18 protein-coding genes are annotated in these 21,518 nt (G+C 70.9%); 12 read left to right on the top strand and 6 right to left on the bottom strand.

Translation table 11 applies throughout. From position 1 onward, the window contains the following. Nucleotides 1–29: 29 nt before the first annotated feature. From AWZ10_RS05730 to AWZ10_RS05720, 3 genes are all read right to left on the bottom strand, one after another. Nucleotides 30–1,076, bottom strand: a complete 1,047-nt coding sequence (locus AWZ10_RS05730) for an AI-2E family transporter (RefSeq protein WP_046708289.1) — start codon at nucleotides 1,074–1,076, stop codon at nucleotides 30–32. Nucleotides 1,077–1,513: 437 nt separating this feature from the next. Next, a complete protein-coding gene (locus AWZ10_RS05725; protein ID WP_052769727.1) occupies nucleotides 1,514–2,281 on the bottom strand; it encodes an ABC transporter permease in 768 nt (255 codons plus the stop codon). A 34-nt stretch (nucleotides 2,282–2,315) separates the two neighbouring features. Further along, the gene (locus tag AWZ10_RS05720) at nucleotides 2,316–3,359 is read right to left on the bottom strand and encodes an ABC transporter substrate-binding protein (RefSeq protein WP_063809741.1); all 1,044 of its coding nucleotides are present in this window, start codon (nucleotides 3,357–3,359) and stop codon (nucleotides 2,316–2,318) included. A gap of 190 nt (nucleotides 3,360–3,549) precedes the next feature. Between AWZ10_RS05720 and AWZ10_RS05715 the strand changes: the two genes are divergently transcribed. Together AWZ10_RS05715 and AWZ10_RS05710 are read left to right on the top strand one after the other, a co-directional pair. Beyond that, nucleotides 3,550–4,320, top strand: coding sequence for an ABC transporter ATP-binding protein (locus AWZ10_RS05715; RefSeq protein WP_060890589.1), 771 nt, complete (start codon nucleotides 3,550–3,552; stop codon nucleotides 4,318–4,320). A gap of 37 nt (nucleotides 4,321–4,357) precedes the next feature. Continuing rightward, nucleotides 4,358–5,293, top strand: coding sequence for an LLM class F420-dependent oxidoreductase (locus tag AWZ10_RS05710; protein WP_060890588.1), 936 nt, complete (start codon nucleotides 4,358–4,360; stop codon nucleotides 5,291–5,293). A 101-nt stretch (nucleotides 5,294–5,394) separates the two neighbouring features. Here AWZ10_RS05710 and AWZ10_RS05705 read toward each other — a convergent pair whose 3' ends face one another. Then, a complete protein-coding gene (locus AWZ10_RS05705) occupies nucleotides 5,395–7,446 on the bottom strand; it encodes a glycoside hydrolase family 31 protein (RefSeq protein ID WP_046703311.1) in 2,052 nt (683 codons plus the stop codon). Nucleotides 7,447–7,642: 196 nt separating this feature from the next. Beyond that, nucleotides 7,643–8,656 carry a LacI family DNA-binding transcriptional regulator gene (locus AWZ10_RS05700; protein ID WP_046703310.1) on the bottom strand — a complete coding sequence of 338 codons (1,014 nt, stop codon included), beginning with the start codon at nucleotides 8,654–8,656 and terminating at the stop codon, nucleotides 7,643–7,645. Between the two features lie 515 nt (nucleotides 8,657–9,171). Between AWZ10_RS05700 and AWZ10_RS05695 the strand changes: the two genes are divergently transcribed. Beyond that, nucleotides 9,172–11,112: an acyl-CoA dehydrogenase family protein gene (locus AWZ10_RS05695; RefSeq protein ID WP_046703309.1), complete on the top strand. Its 1,941-nt coding sequence runs from the start codon at nucleotides 9,172–9,174 to the stop codon at nucleotides 11,110–11,112. Between the two features lie 169 nt (nucleotides 11,113–11,281). On the opposite strand, the gene AWZ10_RS05690 is transcribed toward AWZ10_RS05695, so the two are convergent. Beyond that, nucleotides 11,282–11,737: a lamin tail domain-containing protein gene (locus AWZ10_RS05690; protein ID WP_060890587.1), complete on the bottom strand. Its 456-nt coding sequence runs from the start codon at nucleotides 11,735–11,737 to the stop codon at nucleotides 11,282–11,284. 193 nt (nucleotides 11,738–11,930) lie between these two features. Between AWZ10_RS05690 and dxr the strand changes: the two genes are divergently transcribed. The 9 genes from dxr to AWZ10_RS05645 form a co-directional block, all read left to right on the top strand. Beyond that, on the top strand, nucleotides 11,931–13,205 hold the full coding sequence (gene dxr, locus AWZ10_RS05685; RefSeq protein ID WP_046703307.1) for a 1-deoxy-D-xylulose-5-phosphate reductoisomerase: 1,275 nt from the start codon (nucleotides 11,931–11,933) through the stop codon (nucleotides 13,203–13,205). Beyond that, a complete protein-coding gene (locus AWZ10_RS05680) occupies nucleotides 13,202–14,506 on the top strand; it encodes a M50 family metallopeptidase (RefSeq protein ID WP_060890586.1) in 1,305 nt (434 codons plus the stop codon). Before dxr ends, AWZ10_RS05680 begins: the two co-directional genes overlap by 4 nt. Nucleotides 14,507–14,763: 257 nt before the next feature. Continuing rightward, nucleotides 14,764–15,921, top strand: coding sequence for a flavodoxin-dependent (E)-4-hydroxy-3-methylbut-2-enyl-diphosphate synthase (gene ispG, locus AWZ10_RS05675; protein WP_046703305.1), 1,158 nt, complete (start codon nucleotides 14,764–14,766; stop codon nucleotides 15,919–15,921). Nucleotides 15,922–16,134: 213 nt separating this feature from the next. Next, nucleotides 16,135–16,989, top strand: a complete 855-nt coding sequence (locus AWZ10_RS05670; RefSeq protein ID WP_046703304.1) for a GNAT family N-acetyltransferase — start codon at nucleotides 16,135–16,137, stop codon at nucleotides 16,987–16,989. Between the two features lie 136 nt (nucleotides 16,990–17,125). Next, nucleotides 17,126–17,656, top strand: coding sequence for a GNAT family N-acetyltransferase (locus AWZ10_RS05665; protein ID WP_046703303.1), 531 nt, complete (start codon nucleotides 17,126–17,128; stop codon nucleotides 17,654–17,656). A 134-nt stretch (nucleotides 17,657–17,790) separates the two neighbouring features. Continuing rightward, nucleotides 17,791–19,494, top strand: coding sequence for a proline--tRNA ligase (locus tag AWZ10_RS05660; RefSeq protein ID WP_060890585.1), 1,704 nt, complete (start codon nucleotides 17,791–17,793; stop codon nucleotides 19,492–19,494). Nucleotides 19,495–19,604: 110 nt separating this feature from the next. Next, nucleotides 19,605–20,003: a hypothetical protein gene (locus tag AWZ10_RS51380; RefSeq protein WP_060890584.1), complete on the top strand. Its 399-nt coding sequence runs from the start codon at nucleotides 19,605–19,607 to the stop codon at nucleotides 20,001–20,003. Further along, nucleotides 20,003–20,974, top strand: a complete 972-nt coding sequence (locus AWZ10_RS05650; RefSeq protein WP_060890583.1) for an FAD:protein FMN transferase — start codon at nucleotides 20,003–20,005, stop codon at nucleotides 20,972–20,974. The genes AWZ10_RS51380 and AWZ10_RS05650 overlap by 1 nt, the downstream gene beginning before the upstream one ends. Nucleotides 20,975–20,987: 13 nt before the next feature. Then, nucleotides 20,988–21,518 (top strand): ferric reductase-like transmembrane domain-containing protein (locus tag AWZ10_RS05645; protein WP_341846080.1); only part of this gene is annotated, 531 nt, incomplete at its 3' end.

Raw genomic sequence — 21,518 nt, 5'->3', positions numbered from 1 at the left:
GTCGCCGGGGAGACGCGCCCGCCCCTTGATCATCCTGCCGCGCGGACGACTTCCCGTGTCCCCGGGGGTGCGGTCGCGCCCGCCCCGTCCCCGTACCGCGCCCGCAGCTCCGACAGCACACCGGACACCGCCGCCGTGAGCGGCACCGCGAGGAGCATGCCGAGGATGCCGGCGATGGAGGCGCCCGCCGTGAGGGCCAGCAGGATCGCCGCCGGGTGCATCTGCACGGTCCGGCTGTGGATCATCGGCTGGAGCACGTTCCCCTCCAGGATCTGCACCGCGAAGACGACCCCCACCGCCCACAGCGCCGTCACCACACCGCGGTCCGCGAACGCCACGAGGATCGCCACCGCGCCCGACAGGAACGAGCCCAGATACGGGATGTACGCGCCGACGAACACCAGCGCGCCGAGGCCGATCGCGCCCGGCACCTGGAGTATCAGCAGACCGATGGCGATACAGGCGCCGTCGATGAAGGCGATGAGCGTCGTTCCCCGCATATAGCCCTCGATGGCCCGGAACGCGCGCCGGGCCATCACCTCCAGGGTGTCACCGGAGCCGCGCGGCGCGAGCGAGTGCAGGGAGGCGACCGCCTTGTCGGAGTCGCGCAGGAAGAAGAACATCAACAGCATCGCCAGGATGGCCATCGCCACGAACTCGCTGACCGCGCTGACCCCGGTGAGTACCCCGGAGGCAGCGGTGCCGCCGAACTTCGACAGCAGCTCCTTGGCGTTCGTCGCGAGGTCGTCCAGCGAGGTCCCCGCGAGCCCGAACTCGTCGCTGAGGGCCTTCGCCGCGTCTCTGAGCGAGGTGATGATCTGGTCCCCGGTGTCGATCAGTGCGGCCACCACGATGTACGCGGCCCCGCCCATCACCACGATCACAGCCGCGCAGGTCAGCCCGGCGGCAAGGGACTTGTTGAACTTCATCGCCACCAGCCGCCGGTAGAGCGGGCCGAGCAGCGCCGTACCGAGCAGGGCGATCAGCACCGGCGTGACCGCCGTCTGGAACGTCACGCAGATCCACACGCCCACGGAGACGACCCCCGTCACCAGCAGGGTGAGCGCGCTCCACACGGCGATGTGCCGCGCGGGCCCCGGCAGGAAACCACGGGGGACACCCCCGTCCGACGGCACGACCGCCCTCGGCGGCTCCACGTACCCGCCGGTGGTGCGTATCGTCGTACGCGTCCGGTGAACCGGTCTGCGCGCGGCCCCGCCCCTGCGGCCCGGCCGTCCCCCGCGGGCTCCGCGAGGGTCTCCCGTACGGCTGTTCATCCTCGGTCAGCTCCACTCACTCAGGGTCGTGCGCACCCCCTGAGGATCATGGGATGGCCCTGGCGCCCTAGCGTAGACCCGGCCGCCGAACGGCGATCGGGCCGGTCCACGCACGGCGATCGGGCCGTTCCGCCTACGACGACCGGGCCGTACTGCCTACGACGGTCGAACCGTTTCTGCCTACGACGGTGCGTCGGCCCTTGGCCGAGGGGCGGGCCGGTCCGCCCGGTGGAGCACTACCGCTGCGAGGTGGTCTCCCGCACCCAGGGCAGCAGCAGCCGCTCCGCCACGACCAGCACGGAGAACAGCGCCACACTGATCACGCTCAGCAACGCGATCGCCGCGAACGCCAGCGCCGTGTCCGAGTTGGCGCCCGACTGCACGATGACGAACCCGAGCCCCTCGTCGCCCGCGCTGAACTCCCCGATCACCGCGCCCACCGCGGCCAGCGGCATCGCCACCTTCAGCCCGACGAAGATCTGCGGCAGCGCGCCGGGGAACCGGAACCGCAGGAACGTCCGCGTCCGGGACGTCCGCAACGACCGGGCCAGCTCGGCGAGTTCGACCGGCGTCGAGGTCAGCCCCTCGGCGACGGAAAGGACCACCGGAAAGAAGCAGACCAGCAGCGCCATGACCACCTTGGGCTGCGAGCCGAAGCCCATCCACACCACGAGCAGCGGGGCCAGTGCCACCTTCGGTACGGCGTTGAAGGCCACCAGCAGCGGGGCGAACATCAGCTCCACTCTTCGGGACGCCGCGATCGCCACCCCGATCAGCAGCCCCGCGGCCACGGCCAGCGCGAAGCCCGCGACGATCACGTACAGCGTGCTCAGCGCCTCGCCGAGCAGATATCCGGGTACGCCGAGGAAGGCGTCCAGGACGTCGGCGGGCGACGGGGCGATGATCTCGGGCGGATCGAGGACCTCCACGGCCAGGGCCCAGCCGCCGACGGCGACGACGAGCCCGAGCACCGGCCAGACCACCACCACGAGCCGCCCCCGCACCGCCCCCCTCCTCCCCGGCCCGGAGTACACCCGCTCAGGACTTCGGCACCAGGTCGAACGACACCAGCTCCTCCGGCGTCAGCCCCGCCTCGACGGCCCCCGCGTCGACCAGTGCCTCGATCGCGCCGGCCACCCGCTCGCGGTCCATCGTCCCGATGGGCGCCCCGCCGTCCTTCGGCTGTACGGCCGTGCCGACCAGCTCGATCTCGGCGGCGGCCGTCCCCGGGCTCACCGTCGGGAACTTCTCGTGCATCAGCTCGGCGGCCTCGTCCGGGTGGGCGATGGCGTACGTCATGCCCTTGAACAGGGCCGTGGTGAAGCGCTCGACCAGCTCGGGGTCGTCCTTCGCGATCTCGGTGGTGGTCGTGATGGCGGCCCCGTAGGACTCGGTGAGGTACTCGCCGAAGGGCAGGACGACGACCTTCTCGCCCTTGACCGCGTTCTCGATGTTGGGCCGGCCCACCCGGTACTGCCCGACCGCGTCCACCGACCCGGACGCGAGGTTGGCGCCGAGCTGCTGGGGCTCCAGGTTGACGAAGTCGACCTTGTCCGCGTCGAACCCGGCGAGCTTCGCGTACGCGGGGAAGAGGGCGCCGATCACCGAGCCGGCCGGGTCGGCGACCTTCTTGCCCACCAGGTCGGCGGGCTTGTCGATACCGCTGTCCGCCAGGGCCATGATCGCGGCGTCCGTGCTCTGGTGGACGGCCGCGACCGCGGTCACCCCCGAGACCTTGCCGCCGCCGAGCTGGATGATCGTGCTGCTGAGGTCGATCGGGGCGAACTGGGCGCGGCCGCCGGCGAGCGCGGCCAGCGAGTTGCCGCTGCCCTGTCCGGGCTGGATGTCGACGCTGATGTCCGCGTCCTCGAAGTAGCCCTTCTCCTGGGCCACATAGGCGTAGGCCTCGCGGCCGAAGGTGCCGAAGCCGGTGAGATAGGTGACCTTGTCCGGGGAACCGCCCGACGCCGGACCGCCGTTGCCGCCACTCCCGGCGTCGTCGTCGGAGCCGCAGGCCGAGGCGAGTGCCGCCGTCAGTACGACGGCCAGGAGGGCGGCGGGTAATCGAGAGGTCCGTCTCATGTGCATCAAGTGCAATCGCTCCGGCGGGAGTTGTCGAGACCACGGACAGGGTTGTCATGTAACAAACACTGAGGCACCGGTTGATCACGGGAGGTGTCGCCCTATCCTCGGTCGTACCGGCCGTGGACCCGGCCGTCGTGCGACAGGCTCCTTGCAGGTGACCCGTTGATCTCCTCGATGGAGGGCGCCCGTGATCCGAGTGCGCGGAGTGTCCAAGAGGTACGACGGCCGCAGGGGCCCGGTGGAGGCCCTGCGGGACATCGAACTCGACGTCGGCGACGGCGAGTTCGTGGCCGTCCTGGGCCGCTCCGGCTGCGGCAAGTCCACCCTGCTCAGGATGATCGCCGGACTGCTCCCGCCCTCGTCCGGCGAGGTGCGCATCGCGGACGAACCCGTGCGCGAACCCCGCCGCGACGTCGCGATCCTCTTCCAGCGCCCCGCCCTGCTGCCGTGGCGGTCGGCCCTCGACAACGTCCTGCTGCCGATCGTCGTCCACGGCCGCCCGAGCGCCGAACACCGCGCTGCCGCCCACGAACTGCTTCTACGGGTCGGTCTCGACGCCCCCTTCCACACCCGCCTCCCGCACGAACTCTCCGGCGGCATGCAGCAACGCGTGGCGCTGTGCCGCTCCCTCATCCAGCGACCCCGTGTGATGCTGATGGACGAGCCCTTCTCCGCGCTGGACGCGCTGACCCGCGACGAACTCTGCGAGGTCCTGCAACGCGTCCACATGGAGCACGGCGCCACGGTCGTCCTCGTCACCCACTCCATCGAGGAGGCGGTCCTCCTCGCCGACCGCGTCGCCGTCCTCAGCCCCCGCCCCGGCCGCGTCCGCACCGTCCTGCCGGTCCCCGTCCCCCGCCCCCGCTCCCTGGGTCTCGACACCCACGCCACGGAACTGGCCCGCCACCGCGCCGAACTCCACGACCTACTGCTGGCCGACAAGAACGCAGGGGCGTGACCGATGCGTCGGCCCCACGACAGGGACGTGAGAGTGCATGGAGCTACGTGTCTTCACCGAGCCCTACCACGGCGCGACCTACGGCGACCTCCTGCGGGCCGCGCGGCATGCCGAGGCCTGCGGCTTCGACGGTTTCTTCGTCGCCGACCACTACCACCCCATGCACTTCGGTGACGGACTGCCCGGCCCCACCGACGCCTGGACGACCCTCGCCGGACTCGCCCGTGAGACCTCGGCCATCCGGCTCGGCACGCTGATGACGTCGGCCACCTTCCGGCACCCCGGCCCACTGGCCGTGACCGCCGCGCAGGTCGACGCGATGAGTGGCGGCAGGATCGAACTGGGCTTCGGCGCGGGCTGGTTCGGGCTGGACCACAGTGCCTACGGCATCCCGTTCCCGGCACCCGCCGAACGTTTCGAGCGTATGGAGGAACAGCTCCAGATCCTCACCGGCCTGTGGACCACCCCACCGGGCGAGCGCTTCTCGTTCGAGGGCCGCCACTACCGCCTGACCGACTCACCCGCGCTGCCGAAACCGGCCCAGCGACCGAGGATCCCGCTGATCATCGGCGGCCGGGGCCCACGCCGCACCCCGGCCCTCGCCGCCGGCCACGCCGACGAGTTCAACCTGCCCTTCACCGGCCTCGAACAGAGCGCCCGGCTCTACGCCGGAGCGAGGGCCGCCCGCGCCCGCGTCCCGGACCGGCCACCCCTGACCCTCTCCGTCGCCCTGGGCATCGCGTGCGGCCGCACCGAGCCGGAAATCGCCACCCGCCTGACGGTCCTGCACGAACAGTCTCGCCTCCCACCGGAGGAACCCCTGCACGGCTCACCGGCGAGAATCACCGAACAACTGGGCGCCTATGCGGAGTTGGGCGTCACCCGCATCTACGTCCGACTACGAGACCTGACCGACCTCACCCACCTGGACCTACTGATGAGCGAGGTGGCACCCCAACTGCCCTCCGTTTGACTGCGGGCAATCGTGCCGCTGGGGCGGCACGGGTGGGCGCAGCGGCACCTCGTAACCGCCGAGCCGCGGAAACCCCCGTCCGCCCACTCCCGCACCGATACCTACTCGGCGATCGGCAACGACACCCCGTCCCGCAGAAACACCGGAATCCGCTCCAGCGGCGCATCCACAGTCACGGACGCACCCCCCTCGTACGTCTCCCCGGTCCACGCATCAGTCCACCGGGCCCCCGCCGGAAGATACGTGGTCCAGGCAGTCACCCCCGCCTCCAGCACCGGCGCGACCAGCACGTCCCGCCCGAACAGATACGCGTCGTCGACCGACCAGGCCCGCTCGTCCCCGGGGAACTCCAGGAACAGCGGCCGCATCACCGGCAGCCCCTCCTCGTGGGCCTCCCGCATCACCCGCAGCACATACGGCTTCAACCGCTCCCGCAGCCGCAGGTACGCCTCCAGGATCGCCCCGGCCTCCTCCCCGTACGACCAGACCTCGTTGGGTCCCCCGGTCATGGCCGGCCCCAGCGGCATACCGGGCTCACGGAAGCCGTGCAGCCGCATCAGCGGCGAGAACGCGCCGAACTGGAACCAGCGCACCATCACCTCGCGGTACTCCGGATCGTCGGGGTCGCCCCCATGGAAGCCGCCGATGTCGGTGTTCCACCAGGGGATGCCGGACAGCGCGGTGTTGAGGCCCGCCGCGATCTGCCGGCGCAACGTCGTGAAATCGGTGCCGATGTCACCGGACCACAGCGCGGCCCCCCACCGCTGGCTGCCTGCCCACGCCGAACGGTTGAGGGAGACGATCTCCTCCTCACCGGTCGCCCTCAGCCCCTCGTAGAAGGTACGGGCGATCTCGGCCGGATAGATGTTGCCGACCTCCAGGCCGGGCCCCGCCCAGTAACGCAGGTTCTCCTGGAAGCCCGGCTTGATCTCCGGCTCGCAGGCGTCCAGCCAGAACGCCTTGATGCCGTACGGCTCCAGGTAGTTCTCCTTCACCCGCGACCACACGAACTCCCGTGCCTCCGGGTTCGTCGCGTCGTAGAACGCCACCTGGACCGTCGACGCGACCTCCTTGTCGGGCCAGTCGGCGTGCGCCATCGGCCCGTACTGGGTGCCGATGAAGTAGCCGCGCTGCTCCATGAGGTGGTGGTTCTCGCTCAGGGGCGAGACCGACGGCCACACGGACACCACCAGCTTGATGCCCAGCTCGTCCAGCTCCCGGACCATGGCCGCCGGGTCGGGCCACTCGCTCAGGTCGAACTTCCACTCACCGAGGTGCGTCCAGTGGAAGAAGTCGCAGACGATGACGTCGATGGGCAGGCCCCGCCGCTTGTACTCCCGTGCCACGGCGAGGAGTTCGTCCTGCGTGCGGTAGCGCAGCTTGCACTGCCAGAAACCGGCCGCCCACTGAGGCAGCATCGGCGAGCGCCCCGTCGCCGCGCTGTAGCGGCGCTGCGCGTCGGCCGGGTCGCCCGCGGTGATCCAGTAGTCGATCTGCCGGGCCGAGTCGGCGACCCAGCGGGTGCCGTTCCCGGCCAGCTCCACGCGGCCGATCGCCGGGTTGTTCCACAGCAGGGTGTAGCCGCGGCTGGAGGTGAGCACCGGGATGCCGACCTCGGCGTTGCGCTGGACCAGGTCGAGCACCAGGCCCTTCTGGTCGAGCCGCCCGTGCTGGTGCTGTCCGAGGCCGTACAGCTTCTCGTCGTCGTACGCGGCGAAGCGCTGCTCCAGGCGGTGGTAGCCGTTGCCGACGGCGGTGTAGAGGCGCGAGCCGGGCCACCAGAAATGGGCGCGGGCCTCCGACAGCAGTTCGTGACCGTCGGCCGTGCGGCTGTAGCGGATCAGGCCCTCGGCGTTCACCTCGACGGTGAGCGCGCCGACGGTCAGCCGGCCCAGCCCGTCCTCGATCTTGACGCTGCTCTCGGTGCTCTCCGCCTCGTCGAGCAGGGCGCCCGGCAGCCCCTCGAGGACCGGGCCGCCCAGGCGGGCGCGGACCCGGACCGCGTCCGGGCCCCAGGGCTCGATCCGCAGGGTCTCCTGGCGTCCGCTCCACTCCAGGGCGCCGTCCCGCTCACGGAACGTGCCGACGGTGGGGGAGGACTGGGCGAGGCTGACCGCGCCCGTCGGGGTCTGGTTCTCGGCAGGCTGATTCACGGGAGGTCTCCTGGAGGGAGGAGGGGCGGCACACCCGGCTCGGCTCCGGCGGGCCGGGCGGTGGGAGAGAAGGAGGAAGCGGGAAGGGAGGAGGGGGCCGTACGGCGACTTGCGTACGACGGCTTGCATACGGCGACTTGCGTACGACGCCCTGTCCGCGACGTCCTGTCCGCGACGGTGTGCGTACGACGGGGGCTCAGCCGGTGGTGGACAGTGGTCCCGTGCTCGCGCGAATCGTCAACTCGGGGGCGAGGAGCACCACTTCTTCGGCGTCCCTGCCCTCCAGCTTGGCGATCAGCTGCTCCACGGCCCGCCGGCCCATCTCCTGGGCGGGGATGGCCACGGACGTCAGCCGTACCGAGGCCTGCACGGCGACCTGGTCCGGGCAGACCGCGATCACCGAGACGTCCTCCGGCACCGCGCGCCCCTGCTGCCGCAACAGCGCGAGCAGCGGCTCCACCGCGGACTCGTTCTGCACGACGACCCCCGTGGTGCCCGGCCGTTCGTCGAAGATCCGGGCCAGGGTCGCGGCCATCGCGTCGTAGCCGCCCTCGCAGGGACGGTGCAGCACGCGCAGCCCCAACTCCTTTGCCCGGGACCGGAGTCCGTCGAGGGTGCGCTCGGCGAAACCGGTGTGCCGTTCGTACACGGCGGGTGCCTCGCCGATGACCGCGATGTCGCGGTGGCCGAGCATCGCCAGATGCTCGACGCACAGTGCCCCCGTCGCCCCGAAGTCGAGGTCGACGCAGGTCAGGCCGCTGGTGTCGGCCGGCAGGCCGATGAGCACCGACGGCTGGTCGGTGCCACGCAGCAGCGGCAGCCGCTCGTCGTCGAGCTCCACGTCCATCAGGATCATCGCGTCGGCGAGCCCGCTGCCCGTGACACGGCGCACCGCGTCGGGGCCCTCCTCTCCGGTGAGCAGCAGCACGTCGTAGCCGTACGTGCGCGCCGTGGTGGCCACCGCTATGGCGATCTCCATCATCACCGGGACGTACATGTCGGTGCGCAGCGGCACCATCAGGGCGACGATGTTAGACCTGCTGCTCGCCAGGGCGCGGGCCCCCGCGTTCGGGTGGTATCCGAGCTCCTGGATGCTCCGCTCGACCCGCTGCCGGGTGCCCGCGGAGATGGACCGCTTGCCGCTGAGGACATAGCTCACCGTGCTCGCCGAGACTCCGGCGTGCTGGGCGACCTCGGCGAGGGTGACCATCCAGCTCTCCAAGCGTGTTTAAGCGCTTCGACAGCGCGCTATCTCTGAACAAAGGCGAGTGAGGGTGGCTCGACAGTAGCCGGGCGGTGGATGGGTGTCCATAGGTTGTCGAAGCGCTTCGATAATTCGCCGGACGCCCAGGACGATGGTGGGGGTGTGTCGGGTGGCGGCTGCGAGTCGGTGGGGCTTCTCGCGCGGTTCCCCGCGCCCCTTCGGGGCGCTCCGACCGCCCCCAGTCTAGAACTCGACGGCAAGTTCAGGAGGGCGCGGTGACGACCGGGTCGCGAGAGTGCGAGGCGGACACCGACGTCTTCGACGAACGGGCCGGCCGGACACGAAGGCGGCGCGGTCGCATCGGCCGAGAAGGGCGCGCGCGGCGGTCGAAGCGGCCGATCGCGCACGCGAGGGGTGGCGGGGTCACCCCGAATCGGGTACCAACGATCGAGTAGCACCCATCGGTAACCATTCAGGTACCCATCCGGTACGAGATCCCGATTCGCGGCGAGGTGAGCCTCATGTCCGCCCCACCCCTCAAGAAGCCCGTCGTCACAGAACGTGAGGCCCGACAGGTGGCGGAGGCCGCCCGGGAGCAGGCCTGGCGCAAGCCCAGCTTCGCCAAGGAACTGTTCCTGGGCCGGTTCCGCCTCGACCTCATCCACCCCCACCCGCTCCCCACCGACGAGGCAGTCCGGCGCGGCGAGCAGTTCCTGACCAAGCTCCGCGACTTCTGCGAGACGAAGGTCGACGGGGCCCTGATCGAGCGCGAGGCCCGCATCCCCGACGAGGTGATCAACGGACTCAAGGAGCTCGGCGCCCTCGGCATGAAGATCGACCCCAAGTACGGCGGTCTCGGCCTCACCCAGGTGTACTACAACAAGGCGCTGGCCCTCGTCGGCTCGGCCAGCCCGGCCATCGGCGTCCTGCTCTCGGCGCATCAGTCGATCGGCGCACCGCAGCCGCTGAAACTGTTCGGCACCCCCGAACAGAAGGAGAAGTTCCTGCCTCGCTGCGCCCGTACCGACATCAGCGCCTTCCTCCTCACCGAACCCGACGTCGGCTCGGACCCGGCCCGGCTCGCCACCAGCGCGGTGCCGGACGGGGACGACTACGTCCTCGACGGCGTGAAGCTGTGGACGACGAACGGTGTGGTCGCCGACCTCCTCGTCGTCATGGCGAGGGTGCCGAAGTCCGACGGACACAAGGGCGGCATCACCGCCTTCGTCGTGGAGAGCGACTCGCCCGGGGTCACCGTCGAGAACCGCAACGCCTTCATGGGCCTGCGCGGCATCGAGAACGGCGTCACCCGTCTCCACCAGGTCAGGGTTCCCGCCGCCCACCGCATCGGCCCCGAGGGCGCGGGCCTGAAGATCGCCCTCACCACCCTCAACACCGGCCGGCTCTCGCTCCCGGCGTCCTGCGTCGCCGCCGGCAAGTGGTGCCTGAAGATCGCCCGCGAGTGGTCGGCGGCCCGTGAGCAGTGGGGCAAGCCGGTCGCCCACCACGAGGCGGTCGGGCAGAAGATCTCCTTCATCGCCGCCACCACCTTCGCCCTGGAAGCGGTGCTCGACCTGTCCTCGCAGATGGCCGACGAGGACCGCAACGACATCCGCATCGAGGGTGCCCTCGCGAAGCTGTTCGCCTCCGAGATGGGCTGGAAGATCGCCGACGAACTGGTCCAGATCCGCGGCGGCCGCGGCTTCGAGACGGCGGATTCGCTGCGGGCGCGCGGCGAACGGGCCGTCCCCGCCGAGCAGATCCTGCGCGACCTGCGCATCAACCGGATCTTCGAGGGCTCCACGGAGATCATGCACCTGTTGATCGCCCGTGAGGCCGTCGACGCCCACCTCTCCGTGGCCGGCGACCTCATCGACCCGGAGAAGTCCCTCTCCGACAAGGCGAAGGCGGGCGCGAACGCGGGCGTCTTCTACGCCAAGTGGCTGCCCAAGCTGGTCGCGGGTCCGGGCCAACTCCCGCGCACCTACGGTGACTTCCACCCGGCGGGTCACCCCGACCTCTCCACCCACCTGCGCTACGTCGAACGGGGCGCCCGCAAGCTCGCCCGCTCCACCTTCTACGCGATGTCGCGCTGGCAGGGCCGTATGGAGACCAAGCAGGGCTTCCTGGGCCGGATCGTCGACATCGGCGCCGAACTCTTCGCGATGAGTGCGGCCGTCGTCCGCGCGGAACTGCTCCGCACCACGGGCGATCACGGCCGTGAGGCCTACCAGCTCGCCGACGTCTTCTGCCGTCAGTCCCGCATCCGCGTCGAGGAACTCTTCGGCCGCCTCTGGAACAACACCGACGACGTCGACCGCAAGGTGGTCAAGGGTGTCCTCGGCGGCGCCTACGAGTGGCTTGAGCAAGGCGTGATCGACCCGTCGGGCGAGGGTCCGTGGATCGCCGACGCGACACCCGGTCCGAGTGAGAAGGAGAACGTCCACCGCCGCATCCGATGACGTCCCACGACTCCCCGCGCTCCTGAAGACCGGCCGGCAGGGCCGTCCTCAGGGGCGCGGGACTGTGCTGATGTGCGGCTCCGCCGTGTGGGCGCGCGACCAGCCGCATACGGCCCGCGGCCCAGGGGCGCCCCCGCGGAGCGTCAGCGGCAGACGCCCCCGCAGAGCGTCAGCAGTACTTGTCGCTGGCGTCCCGGGTCGTCCACGAGCAGGAATCCACCTTCGACCCGCTCGCTTTCAGCAACGTCGCCGTGTCGCTCGTGTTGTTCCACACGTAGGCCTTGCGGTTCTGGTACTTGGTCGCGCTGGTGTCCGTGCCCGACCCGGTGCGGACCTTGATGTACTTGCCGGCCCCGATCTTCACGTCGAGGAACGTGTACTTGTGGTTGTCGGGGTCCTTGAGCACCCAGCCCTTCAGCGAGATCGCCGACGAACTCGTGTTCTTGATCTGCACCCACTCGCCGTTGTACTGCGCGTTCGTCCGCGTGTCCTTGCCGGGGCTGTCGAAGTACACACGGTGGATGACCACACCGCCGGCGGCCTCGGCCGGACTGCTCAGCACGGTGCCGGCCAGGGCCACGGCTCCGGCGAGCGCGGGCAGGGCGGCGCGTATGCGCTTGTGCATGGATCCCCCCAGGGTCCTCGTTCACGATCTGTTGACCCGATAATCGGATCAACAGGGCAGAAGTCATATCACCCCTGTCTTCACGCGCGCTTCACAAACGGAGAAACGGCCTCGTCAACCACAGACCGTACGAAGTGGGTCATCAAGGGGGCGCGCGGTCCTGCCGGACACCGGATGCGGCCACAATGGAGGGATGAGCGACAGTCCAGCCCCTCTCGCCGATCCGCATCTCGTCTTCGACCCGGTCGACGGTGTACGGGACGTAGTGATCCTCGGATCGACCGGCTCGATCGGCACCCAGGCCATCGACCTCGTCCTGCGCAACCCGGACCGCTTCCGGGTCACCGGGCTCTCCGCCGCCGGAGGGCGGGTGAAGCTGCTGGCCGAGCAGGCGCGCCGCCTGCGCGTGCGGACCGTCGCCGTCGCCCGCGAGGACGTCGTGCCGGCGCTGCGCGAGGCCCTGACCGGCGCGTACGGGCCCGGGGAGGCCCTGCCCGAGATCCTCGCCGGACCGGACGCCGCCACGGAGGTGGCCGCGTCCGACTGTCACACCGTGCTGAACGGCATCACCGGCTCCATCGGCCTCGCCCCGACCCTCGCCGCCCTGAAGGCGGGCCGCACCCTCGCGCTCGCCAACAAGGAGTCGCTCATCGTCGGCGGCCCGCTGGTGAAGGCGGTGGCAGAGCCGGGCCAGATCATCCCGGTCGACTCCGAGCACGCCGCCCTCTTCCAGGCCCTCGCCTGCGGCACCCGGGCCGACGTGCGCAAGCTCGTCGTCACCGCTTCCGGCGGCCCCTTCCGCGGCCGCACGAAGGCGGAACTCGCCGACGTGACACCCGCCGACGCCCTCGCACACCCCACCTGGGCCATGGGCCCGGTCATCACCGTGAACTCCGCGACCCTGGTCAACAAGGGCCTGGAAGTCATCGAGGCGCACCTCCTCTACGACATTCCCTTCGACCGCATTGAGGTCGTCGTGCACCCCCAGTCGTATGTCCACTCGATGGTTGAGTTCACGGACGGATCGACGATGGCCCAGGCGACGCCCCCCGACATGCGCGGGCCCATCGCCATCGGCCTCGGCTGGCCGCAGCGCGTCCCGGACGCCGCACCCGCCTTCGACTGGACCAAGGCGTCCACCTGGGAGTTCTTCCCCCTCGACACCGACGCGTTCCCGTCGGTCGGGCTCGCCCGCCATGTCGGGCAGCTCGCGGGCACCGCCCCGGCGGTGTTCAATGCGGCCAACGAGGAGTGCGTCGACGCGTTCCTGCACGGCGGTCTCCGGTTCGACGCGATCATGGAAACCGTCACGCGGGTCGTCGAGGAGCACGGCACCCCCGCGACGGGAACTTCCCTGACCGTGGCGGACGTCCTCGAAGCGGAGACCTGGGCGCGCGCCAGAGCCCGTGAACTGACCACCTCGACCGGCAAACCCACCGAGCGGACGACCGCGGAGGCCCGTGCATGACGACCCTGATGTTCATCCTCGGCATAGTGGTCTTCGTGATCGGCCTGGCGTTCTCGATCGCGTGGCACGAGCTGGGCCACTTCTCGACCGCCAAGCTCTTCGGCGTCCGCGTGCCCCAGTTCATGGTGGGCTTCGGCCCGACCGTCTGGTCACGCAAGAAGGGCGAGACCGAGTACGGCGTCAAGGCGATCCCGCTCGGCGGCTACATCCGCATGATCGGCATGATCCCGCCCGGCGCGGACGGCCGGATCGAGAGCCGCTCGACCTCCCCGTGGCGCGTGATGATCGAGGACGCCCGCGCGGCCTCCTTCGAGGAGCTCCAGCCCGGCGACGAGGACCGCCTCTTCTACAAGCGCAAGCCGTGGAAGCGCGTCATCGTGATGTTCGCCGGACCCTTCATGAACCTGATCCTCGCCTTCGTGATCTTCCTCGGCGTGATGATGACCTTCGGCGCCCAGACCCAGACGACCACGGTCAGCAAGGTCTCGGACTGCGTCATCTCCGCCAGTGAGAACCGCTCGAAGTGCAAGGACAGCGACAAGGAGGCTCCCGCCAAGGCGGCGGGCCTGGAGCCCGGCGACAAGATCGTCGCGTTCGACGGCACCCCCGTCGAGGACTGGTCCGCCCTGCAGGCCGACATCCGCGACAACCCCGGCAAGCAGGTCACGCTCACCGTGGACCGCAAGGGCGAGCAGGTCGACCTCACCCCCACCCTCATCAAGAACCAGGTCAGCCAGACCGACGGCCAGGGCGGCTACGTCGAGGGCAAGTACGTGTACGCCGGCTGGCTCGGCTTCACCCCCGCCTCCGACATCCTCCCGCTCTCCTTCGTCGACTCCGTGGACCGCATGGGCGACATGATGGAGAACGGCGTCGAGTCCCTGCTCTCCCTGCCCGCCAAGGTCCCCGCCCTGTGGGACGCCACCTTCGGCGACGGCGAGCGCGAGGCCGACTCGCCCATGGGCGTGGTCGGCGCGGCCCGCGTCGGCGGTGAGATCTTCACCATGGACATCCCCGCCACCCAGCAGCTCGCCAGCTTCCTCATCCTGCTGGCCGGCTTCAACCTCTCCCTCTTCCTGTTCAACATGCTCCCGCTCCTCCCGCTCGACGGCGGGCACATCGCGGGCGCCCTGTGGGAGTCGCTGCGCCGGACCGCGGCCAAGGTGCTGCGCCGGCCCGACCCCGGCCCCTTCGACGTGGCGAAGCTGATGCCCGTCGCGTACGTGGTGGCCGGCATCTTCGTCTGCTTCACGCTGCTGGTGCTGATCGCGGACCTGGTGAACCCGGTGCGCATCTCGTAGTCACCCGTCTGTTCACGGCGGCCGGGCACGCTCGCGGAGCGGCGCCCGGCCGCCGTCGTACGGGTGCGTCCGCCCATCCGTGCCCGAACTGCGCAGCGAGTCTCCCCAACGGGTGGGTTTACGGACCGACGGGGGCCCCGTCGAGTGCATTCGAGGCGGGGGAGTGCTCGGGCCCCTGCCCGTGCCGTAATCTCGAAGCCTGGAGCCCGCCCGTACCGGGACCCGATCCTGATCCACAACTTGGGGTTGCACAGCAGATGACTGCGATTTCTCTCGGCATGCCGTCCGTTCCGACCAAGCTCGCCGAGCGCCGGAAGAGCCGCCAGATCCAGGTCGGATCCGTGGCGGTCGGTGGAGACGCCCCGGTGTCGGTCCAGTCGATGACCACCACGCGTACGTCGGACATCGGCGCCACGCTGCAGCAGATCGCCGAGCTGACGGCCTCCGGCTGCCAGATCGTCCGCGTCGCCTGTCCCACGCAGGACGACGCCGACGCCCTCCCGGTGATCGCCCGCAAGTCGCAGATCCCGGTCATCGCCGACATCCACTTCCAGCCGAAGTACGTCTTCGCCGCGATCGAGGCCGGCTGCGCCGCCGTCCGCGTCAACCCCGGCAACATCAAGCAGTTCGACGACAAGGTCAAGGAGATCGCCAAGGCGGCGAACGACCACGGCACCCCGATCCGCATCGGTGTCAACGCCGGCTCCCTGGACCGCCGCCTCCTTCAGAAGTACGGCAAGGCCACCCCCGAGGCGCTGGTCGAGTCCGCCCTCTGGGAAGCCTCCCTCTTCGAGGAGCACGGCTTCCGGGACATCAAGATCTCGGTCAAGCACAACGACCCGGTCGTCATGGTCAACGCCTACCGGCAGCTCGCCGCCCAGTGCGACTACCCCCTCCACCTCGGCGTCACCGAGGCCGGCCCCGCCTTCCAGGGCACCATCAAGTCGGCCGTCGCCTTCGGCGCGCTGCTCTCCGAGGGCATCGGCGACACGATCCGCGTCTCCCTGTCGGCCCCGCCGGTCGAGGAGATCAAGGTCGGCAACCAGATCCTGGAATCCCTCAACCTCCGCCAGCGCGGCCTGGAGATCGTCTCCTGCCCCTCCTGCGGCCGCGCCCAGGTCGACGTCTACAAGCTCGCCGAAGAGGTCACGGCCGGTCTGACCGGCATGGAGGTCCCGCTGCGCGTAGCCGTCATGGGCTGCGTGGTGAACGGCCCCGGCGAGGCCCGCGAGGCCGACCTCGGCGTCGCCTCCGGCAACGGCAAGGGCCAGATCTTCGTCAAGGGCGAGATCATCAAGACCGTCCCCGAATCCAAGATCGTCGAGACCCTCATCGAGGAGGCGATGAAGATCGCCGAACAGATGGAGGCGGACGGCATCACCTCCGGCGAGCCGACGGTCGCGGTAGCGGGCTGAGGGGCCGCAGGCCTCTCAGGGGCGCGGGGCTGTATCCGATGTGCGGCTCCGCCGCGTGGGCGCGACCAGCCACGACGAACCCGTACCCGCCGAAGCGCAGTAGCCCCCGGGTCATGGGGCGCCCGCCCGTGGCGCAGCCACAGGGCGCCCCGCCACAGCCCGGCAGGGTATCGTGCGGAGACCAGCGCAGACCCCAGGGTGAGGCCCCCGCACGTGTTGACCCAGACCACCACCAGGGTCCTCGAACCGAGTGACCTGGACGCCGCACTCGCCGTCCTGGACCGAGACCCCGTCGCGAACGCCTTCGTGACGTCCCGCGTCCAGGTCGCCGGCCTGGACCCCTGGCGGCTCGGCGGCGAGATGTGGGGCTGGTACGAAGACGGCGCACTGACCTCCCTCTGCTACGCCGGCGCCAACCTCGTCCCCATCTGCGCCACCCCCCGCGCCGTGCGCGCCTTCGCCGACCGAGCCCGCCGGGCCGGCCGCCGCTGCTCCTCGGTCGTCGGCCCCGCCGAATCCACCGCCCAGCTCTGGCGGCTGCTCGAACCCAGCTGGGGACCGGCCCGCGAGGTCCGCTCCCACCAGCCCCTCATGGTCACCGACCGGCTCCCCGCTCCCGCCGAGGTCACCCCCGACCCGTACGTCCGCCGGATCCGCAAGGACGAGATGGACGCGATCATGCCAGCGTGCGTCGCGATGTTCACCGAGGAGGTCGGCGTCTCCCCGCTGGCCGGCGACGGCGGCCTCCTCTACCAGGCGCGCGTCGCCGAACTCGTGGGCGCCGGCCGCTCCTTCGCCCGCCTCGGCCCCGACGGCCGTGTCGTCTTCAAGGCCGAGATCGGCGCGGCGACCCCCCGGGCCTGCCAGATCCAGGGCGTCTGGGTGGCCCCCGAACACCGGGGCCGCGGCCTGGCCGCCCCCGGCATGGCAGCGGTCCTCCGCTACGCCCTGGCCGACGTGGCCCCCCTGGTCAGCCTCTACGTCAACGACTTCAACACATCGGCGAGGCGCACGTACCAAAGGGTGGGCTTCCAAGAGGTGGGCGCGTTCATGAGTGTGCTGTTCTGAGGGATCGGCTGCGGAGGCCTCGACTTCTGAGCGCCGCCGGGGGGAAGCGACCCACAGGGGCGCGGGGAACCGCGCGACCAGCCACAGACAACCCGCACCCCCCAGACAACACGAACCCCCCTGTAGGCTCCCGGCCATGGACCTCGTCATCGGCCCCTTGGACCTCTCCGCCCACGTAGACGAGGCCCTCGCAGTCCAAGCCGTCGCCTTCGGACTCGCCCCCGACGAGGTGGCCGTACGCCGCCAGATCGTCCTCCGCCACATGACCTACCCGGGGGCACGCGCACTCGGCGCCACGGCCGAGGGCCGCCTCGTCGGGTTCGTCTACGGCATGCCCAACAACCGCGGCCACTGGTGGTCCACCGTCGTGGAGCCCTACCTCCGCGCCCTCCACCACGAGCACTGGCTGGACGACTCCTTCGTGATCACCGAACTGCACGTCCACCCCCGCCACCAGAACCACGGCGTCGGCCGCACCCTGATCACCACCATCACCGACAGCGTGACCGAACCCCGCTCGATCCTCTCCGCGATCGACGTCGACAGCCCGGCCCGCGGCCTGTACCGCTCCCTCGGCTACACGGACCTGGCCCGTCAGGTCGTCTTCCCCAGCGCCCCCAGGCCGTACGCGGTGATGGGCGCCCCCCTGCCCCTGCGCCGCAGGTAGCCGCCGGACCACGCCCTCCCGCCACCGCCGGATTTCCACGGGCCCCCGCCCCCCGGCTAACCTCCTGCCATCACGCTCCCCACTCTCGGCCGCGCTCGAGCGGGGGGACCCCCATCGGCAGGAGTACGAGAACCATGGCGAACGCACCGGTCCAGCGCATGTCCCAGTTGATGGCGAAGACGCTGCGCGACGACCCGGCGGACGCCGAGGTGCTCAGCCACAAGCTCCTCGTCCGCGCCGGCTACGTCCGTCGCACGGCGGCCGGCGTGTGGACCTGGCTGCCGCTCGGCAAGAAGGTCCTCGCCAACGTGGAGCGCATCGTCCGCGAGGAGATGGACGCGATCGGCGCCCAGGAGGTGCTCCTCCCCGCACTGCTGCCGAAGGAGCCGTACGAGGCGACCGGCCGCTGGGACGAGTACGGCCCGGAGCTGTTCCGCCTGAAGGACCGCAAGGGCGGCGACTACCTCCTCGGTCCCACCCACGAGGAGATCTTCACGCTGATCGTGAAGGACCAGGCGTCCTCCTACAAGGACCTGCCGGTGATCCTCTACCAGATCCAGACCAAGTTCCGTGACGAGGCCCGCCCCCGCGCCGGCATCCTGCGCGGCCGCGAGTTCCTGATGAAGGACTCGTACTCCTTCGACACCGAGGACGAGGGCCTCGCCCAGTCGTACGCCCTGCACCGACAGGCCTACCAGAAGGTGTTCGAGCGTCTGGGCCTCGACTACCGCATCTGCGCGGCGACGGCGGGCGCGATGGGCGGCTCGAAGTCGGAGGAGTTCCTGGCCCCGGCCGGCGCCGGCGAGGACACCTTCGCGGACTGCCCGGCGTGCGACTTCGCGGCCAACACCGAGGCGATCACCTACGAGTTGAAGCCGGTGGACGCCGACGGCGTGCCCGCGCTCGAAGAGATCCCGACGCCCGACACCCCGACCATCGAGACCCTCGCCGCGCACCTCGGCGTCGCGGCCTGCGCCACCCTGAAGAACCTCCTCGTGAAGGTCGACGGCGAGATCGTCGCGGTCGGTGTCCCCGGCGACCGCGAGGTCGACATGGGCAAGGTCGAGGCGCACTTCGCCCCGGCGGTCGTCGAGATGGTCACCGAGGCGGACTTCGCGGGCCGCCCCGACCTGGTCCGCGGCTATGTCGGCCCGCAGGGACTGGGCGAGAAGGTGACGTACATCGCCGACCCGCGGGTGGCGCCGGGCACCGCCTGGATCACCGGCGCCAACAAGACCGGCACGCACGCCAGGAACGTCGTCGCGGGCCGTGACTTCGAGGTCGGCGAGTACGTCGACGTCGTGGTCGTCCAGGAGGGCGACCCCTGCCCGAACTGCGGCACCGGCCTCAAGCTGGACCGCGCCATCGAGATCGGCCACATCTTCCAACTCGGCCGAAAGTACGCCGACGCCCTCAAGCTCGACGTCCTCGGACCGCACGGCAAGCCCGTCCGCGTCACCATGGGCTCGTACGGCATCGGCGTCTCCCGCGCGGTCGCCGCCCTCGCCGAGCAGTCCGCCGACGACAAGGGCCTGTGCTGGCCCGCCGAGGTCGCCCCGGCCGATGTGCACGTCGTCGCCGCGGGCAAGGCCCTCCAGACCGAACTGGCCCTCGACGTCTCCGAGAAGCTGCGGGCCGCCGGCCTGCGCGTCCTGGTCGACGACCGTGCCGGGGTATCCCCGGGCGTGAAGTTCACCGACTCGGAGCTGATCGGCGTACCGAAGATCCTGGTCGCCGGCCGCCGTTCCGCCGAGGGCGTCCTGGAACTGAAGGACCGCCGCACCGGTGAGCGCGAGGAGCTGACCGTCGACGAGGCGATCGCCCGCCTCACCGTCTGAAGGAAACCCTCAGAATCTTCTCCGGCGGCGTATAGGCGCCTCACAGGTTTCTCTCAGACCGTTCCCCGACCGTAGGGCGTGACAGAACGTCACTACGGAGGGGAACGGTCATGACGACCAGTGAACGAGGTGCCGTCGCGGGGATCCGCAGAGGCGCCCGGCGTACGGCGGCCACCGCGGCGGCGGTCACGCTCGCTGCGGCGGCCGGCATGTTCGCGCTGATCGGCACGATGCAGGCGGACGCGGCCACCACCGCGAGCGGCAGCGGCGCGAGTTCGACATCGTCGAGCACGAGCGGCGACACGGGTTCGAGCGGCGACAGCGGCACCGGCAGCACGGACACGTCGTCGCACTCCTCCTCCGCCTCGGAGGGTTCGAGTTCCTCGGACGGTTCGAGCGACTCCTCCTCGGATTCCTCCTCCGACTCCTCCTCGGACCTCCAGTCCTCCTCCGACGCGATGACGTCCTCCTCGGACGGCTCCGCGGACTCGACGTCGGGGGCGTCGTGATGACCACGCCCACGACCTCCCGCCCCACGGCCGCCGCGGACTGGCGGGCCCTCGGCACGAGCGTCCGCCTGGTCACCACCGACCCGGCCCTGCTCGACTCCTGCAACCTGCTCCTCGCCCGGCACCTGGCCGAGGTCGACGCCGCCTGCAGCCGCTTCCGCGCGGATTCGGAACTGTCGACGCTCAACGCGGCCGAAGGGCGCCCCGTGAAGGTCAGCCCGCTGCTGGCCGAGGCCCTGGCGGTGGCCCTGCGCGCCGCCCGCGCCACGGACGGCGCGGTGGACCCCACGGTCGGCTCGGCGATGGAGGCCCTCGGCTACGACCGGGACTTCACCCTGGTCCAGGAGGACGACCGCCCGGTGCGGCTCACCGTGCAGCGGGTGCCGGGCTGGACCCTGGTCGAACTGGACCGTGCCACGCACACGGTGACCCTCCCGCCCGGCGTCCGCCTGGACCTGGGCGCCACGGCCAAGGCCTGGGCGGCCGACAAGGCGGCGCACCTGCTGGCCCGAGCCGCCGACTGCGGCATCCTGGTCAGCCTCGGCGGCGACACGGCCGTCGCGGGCGAACCCCCGGCCGGCGGCTGGCGCATCCGCGTCCAGGACGAGACGTCCCCGGTCGACCGCCTCCCCGAGCACGGCCCGTACGCCACGGTCGGCATTCGCAGCGGCGGCCTCGCCACCTCCGGCACCACGGCCCGCCGCTGGCGCCGCGGCGACCACGACCTCCACCACATAGTCGACCCTCGCACGGGCCGGCCCGCCACCACTCCCTGGCGCACCGTCTCGGTGGCCGCCGCCACCTGCGCCGACGCCAACGCCGCCACCACCGCCGCCCTGGTCAAGGGCGAGAGCGCGGTCCGCCTGCTGTCCCGCCTGGGCCTCCCCGCCCGACTGGTCACCCACGAGGGCACGGTCGTCACCACGCCGGGCTGGCCGTCCTCGACCCCGAAGGCCGAGCCCACCGCATGAGCGACGAGATCCTCTGGTACGCCAACAGAGCCACCGGCGCCGTCTGCCTGGTCCTCTTCACCGTCGTCGTCCTCCTCGGCATCGCGGTGCGCTGCGCGCCCGCGTCCCCGGCCTGCCGCGCTTCGGCACGGTCTCCCTCCACCGCGCCCTCTCCCTCTCCGCCACCGCGTTCCTGGTCCTGCACATCGCGGCCGCCGTCATCGACGACTACGTCGACATCACGGTCGTCGACCCGTTCATCCCCTTCGTCTCCGCCTACCAGCCCCTCTGGCTCGGCCTCGGCGCGGTCGCCCTGGACCTGATGCTCGCCGTCCTGCTCACCAGCCTCCTGCGGGCCCGCGTCGGCCACCGCACCTGGCGGGCCGTGCACTGGCTGGCGTACGCGTCCTGGCCGTTCGCCCTGGTCCACGGCATCGGCATCGGCACGGACAACGGCACCGCCTGGATGCTCTGGCTCACGGCCGCCTGCGTCGCCGCGGTGCTCGCCGCCCTCGGCCTGCGCACCGCCCACGCCGTACGCGGCTCCCGCCGCACCCCCGCCCCC

It is taken from the genome of Streptomyces europaeiscabiei (assembly GCF_001550375.1).
In the GTDB taxonomy this organism is placed as follows: Bacteria; Actinomycetota; Actinomycetes; order Streptomycetales; family Streptomycetaceae; genus Streptomyces; species Streptomyces europaeiscabiei.
Note: the sequence above shows the minus strand (reverse complement) of the source record. Positions and strands in the feature narration are given on the sequence as shown.

Coding starts and splice junctions, on each gene's coding strand:
- AWZ10_RS05695 (WP_046703309.1), top strand. CDS start 9,172: ATGTCCGCCCCACCCCTCAAGAAGCCCGTCGTCACAGAACGTGAGGCC.
- AWZ10_RS05720 (WP_063809741.1), bottom strand. CDS start 3,359: ATGAGACGGACCTCTCGATTACCCGCCGCCCTCCTGGCCGTCGTACTG.
- AWZ10_RS05660 (WP_060890585.1), top strand. CDS start 17,791: ATGGCGAACGCACCGGTCCAGCGCATGTCCCAGTTGATGGCGAAGACG.
- AWZ10_RS51380 (WP_060890584.1), top strand. CDS start 19,605: ATGACGACCAGTGAACGAGGTGCCGTCGCGGGGATCCGCAGAGGCGCC.
- AWZ10_RS05680 (WP_060890586.1), top strand. CDS start 13,202: ATGACGACCCTGATGTTCATCCTCGGCATAGTGGTCTTCGTGATCGGC.
- ispG (WP_046703305.1), top strand. CDS start 14,764: ATGACTGCGATTTCTCTCGGCATGCCGTCCGTTCCGACCAAGCTCGCC.
- AWZ10_RS05665 (WP_046703303.1), top strand. CDS start 17,126: ATGGACCTCGTCATCGGCCCCTTGGACCTCTCCGCCCACGTAGACGAG.
- AWZ10_RS05650 (WP_060890583.1), top strand. CDS start 20,003: ATGACCACGCCCACGACCTCCCGCCCCACGGCCGCCGCGGACTGGCGG.
- AWZ10_RS05690 (WP_060890587.1), bottom strand. CDS start 11,737: ATGCACAAGCGCATACGCGCCGCCCTGCCCGCGCTCGCCGGAGCCGTG.
- AWZ10_RS05700 (WP_046703310.1), bottom strand. CDS start 8,656: ATGGTCACCCTCGCCGAGGTCGCCCAGCACGCCGGAGTCTCGGCGAGC.
- dxr (WP_046703307.1), top strand. CDS start 11,931: ATGAGCGACAGTCCAGCCCCTCTCGCCGATCCGCATCTCGTCTTCGAC.
- AWZ10_RS05710 (WP_060890588.1), top strand. CDS start 4,358: ATGGAGCTACGTGTCTTCACCGAGCCCTACCACGGCGCGACCTACGGC.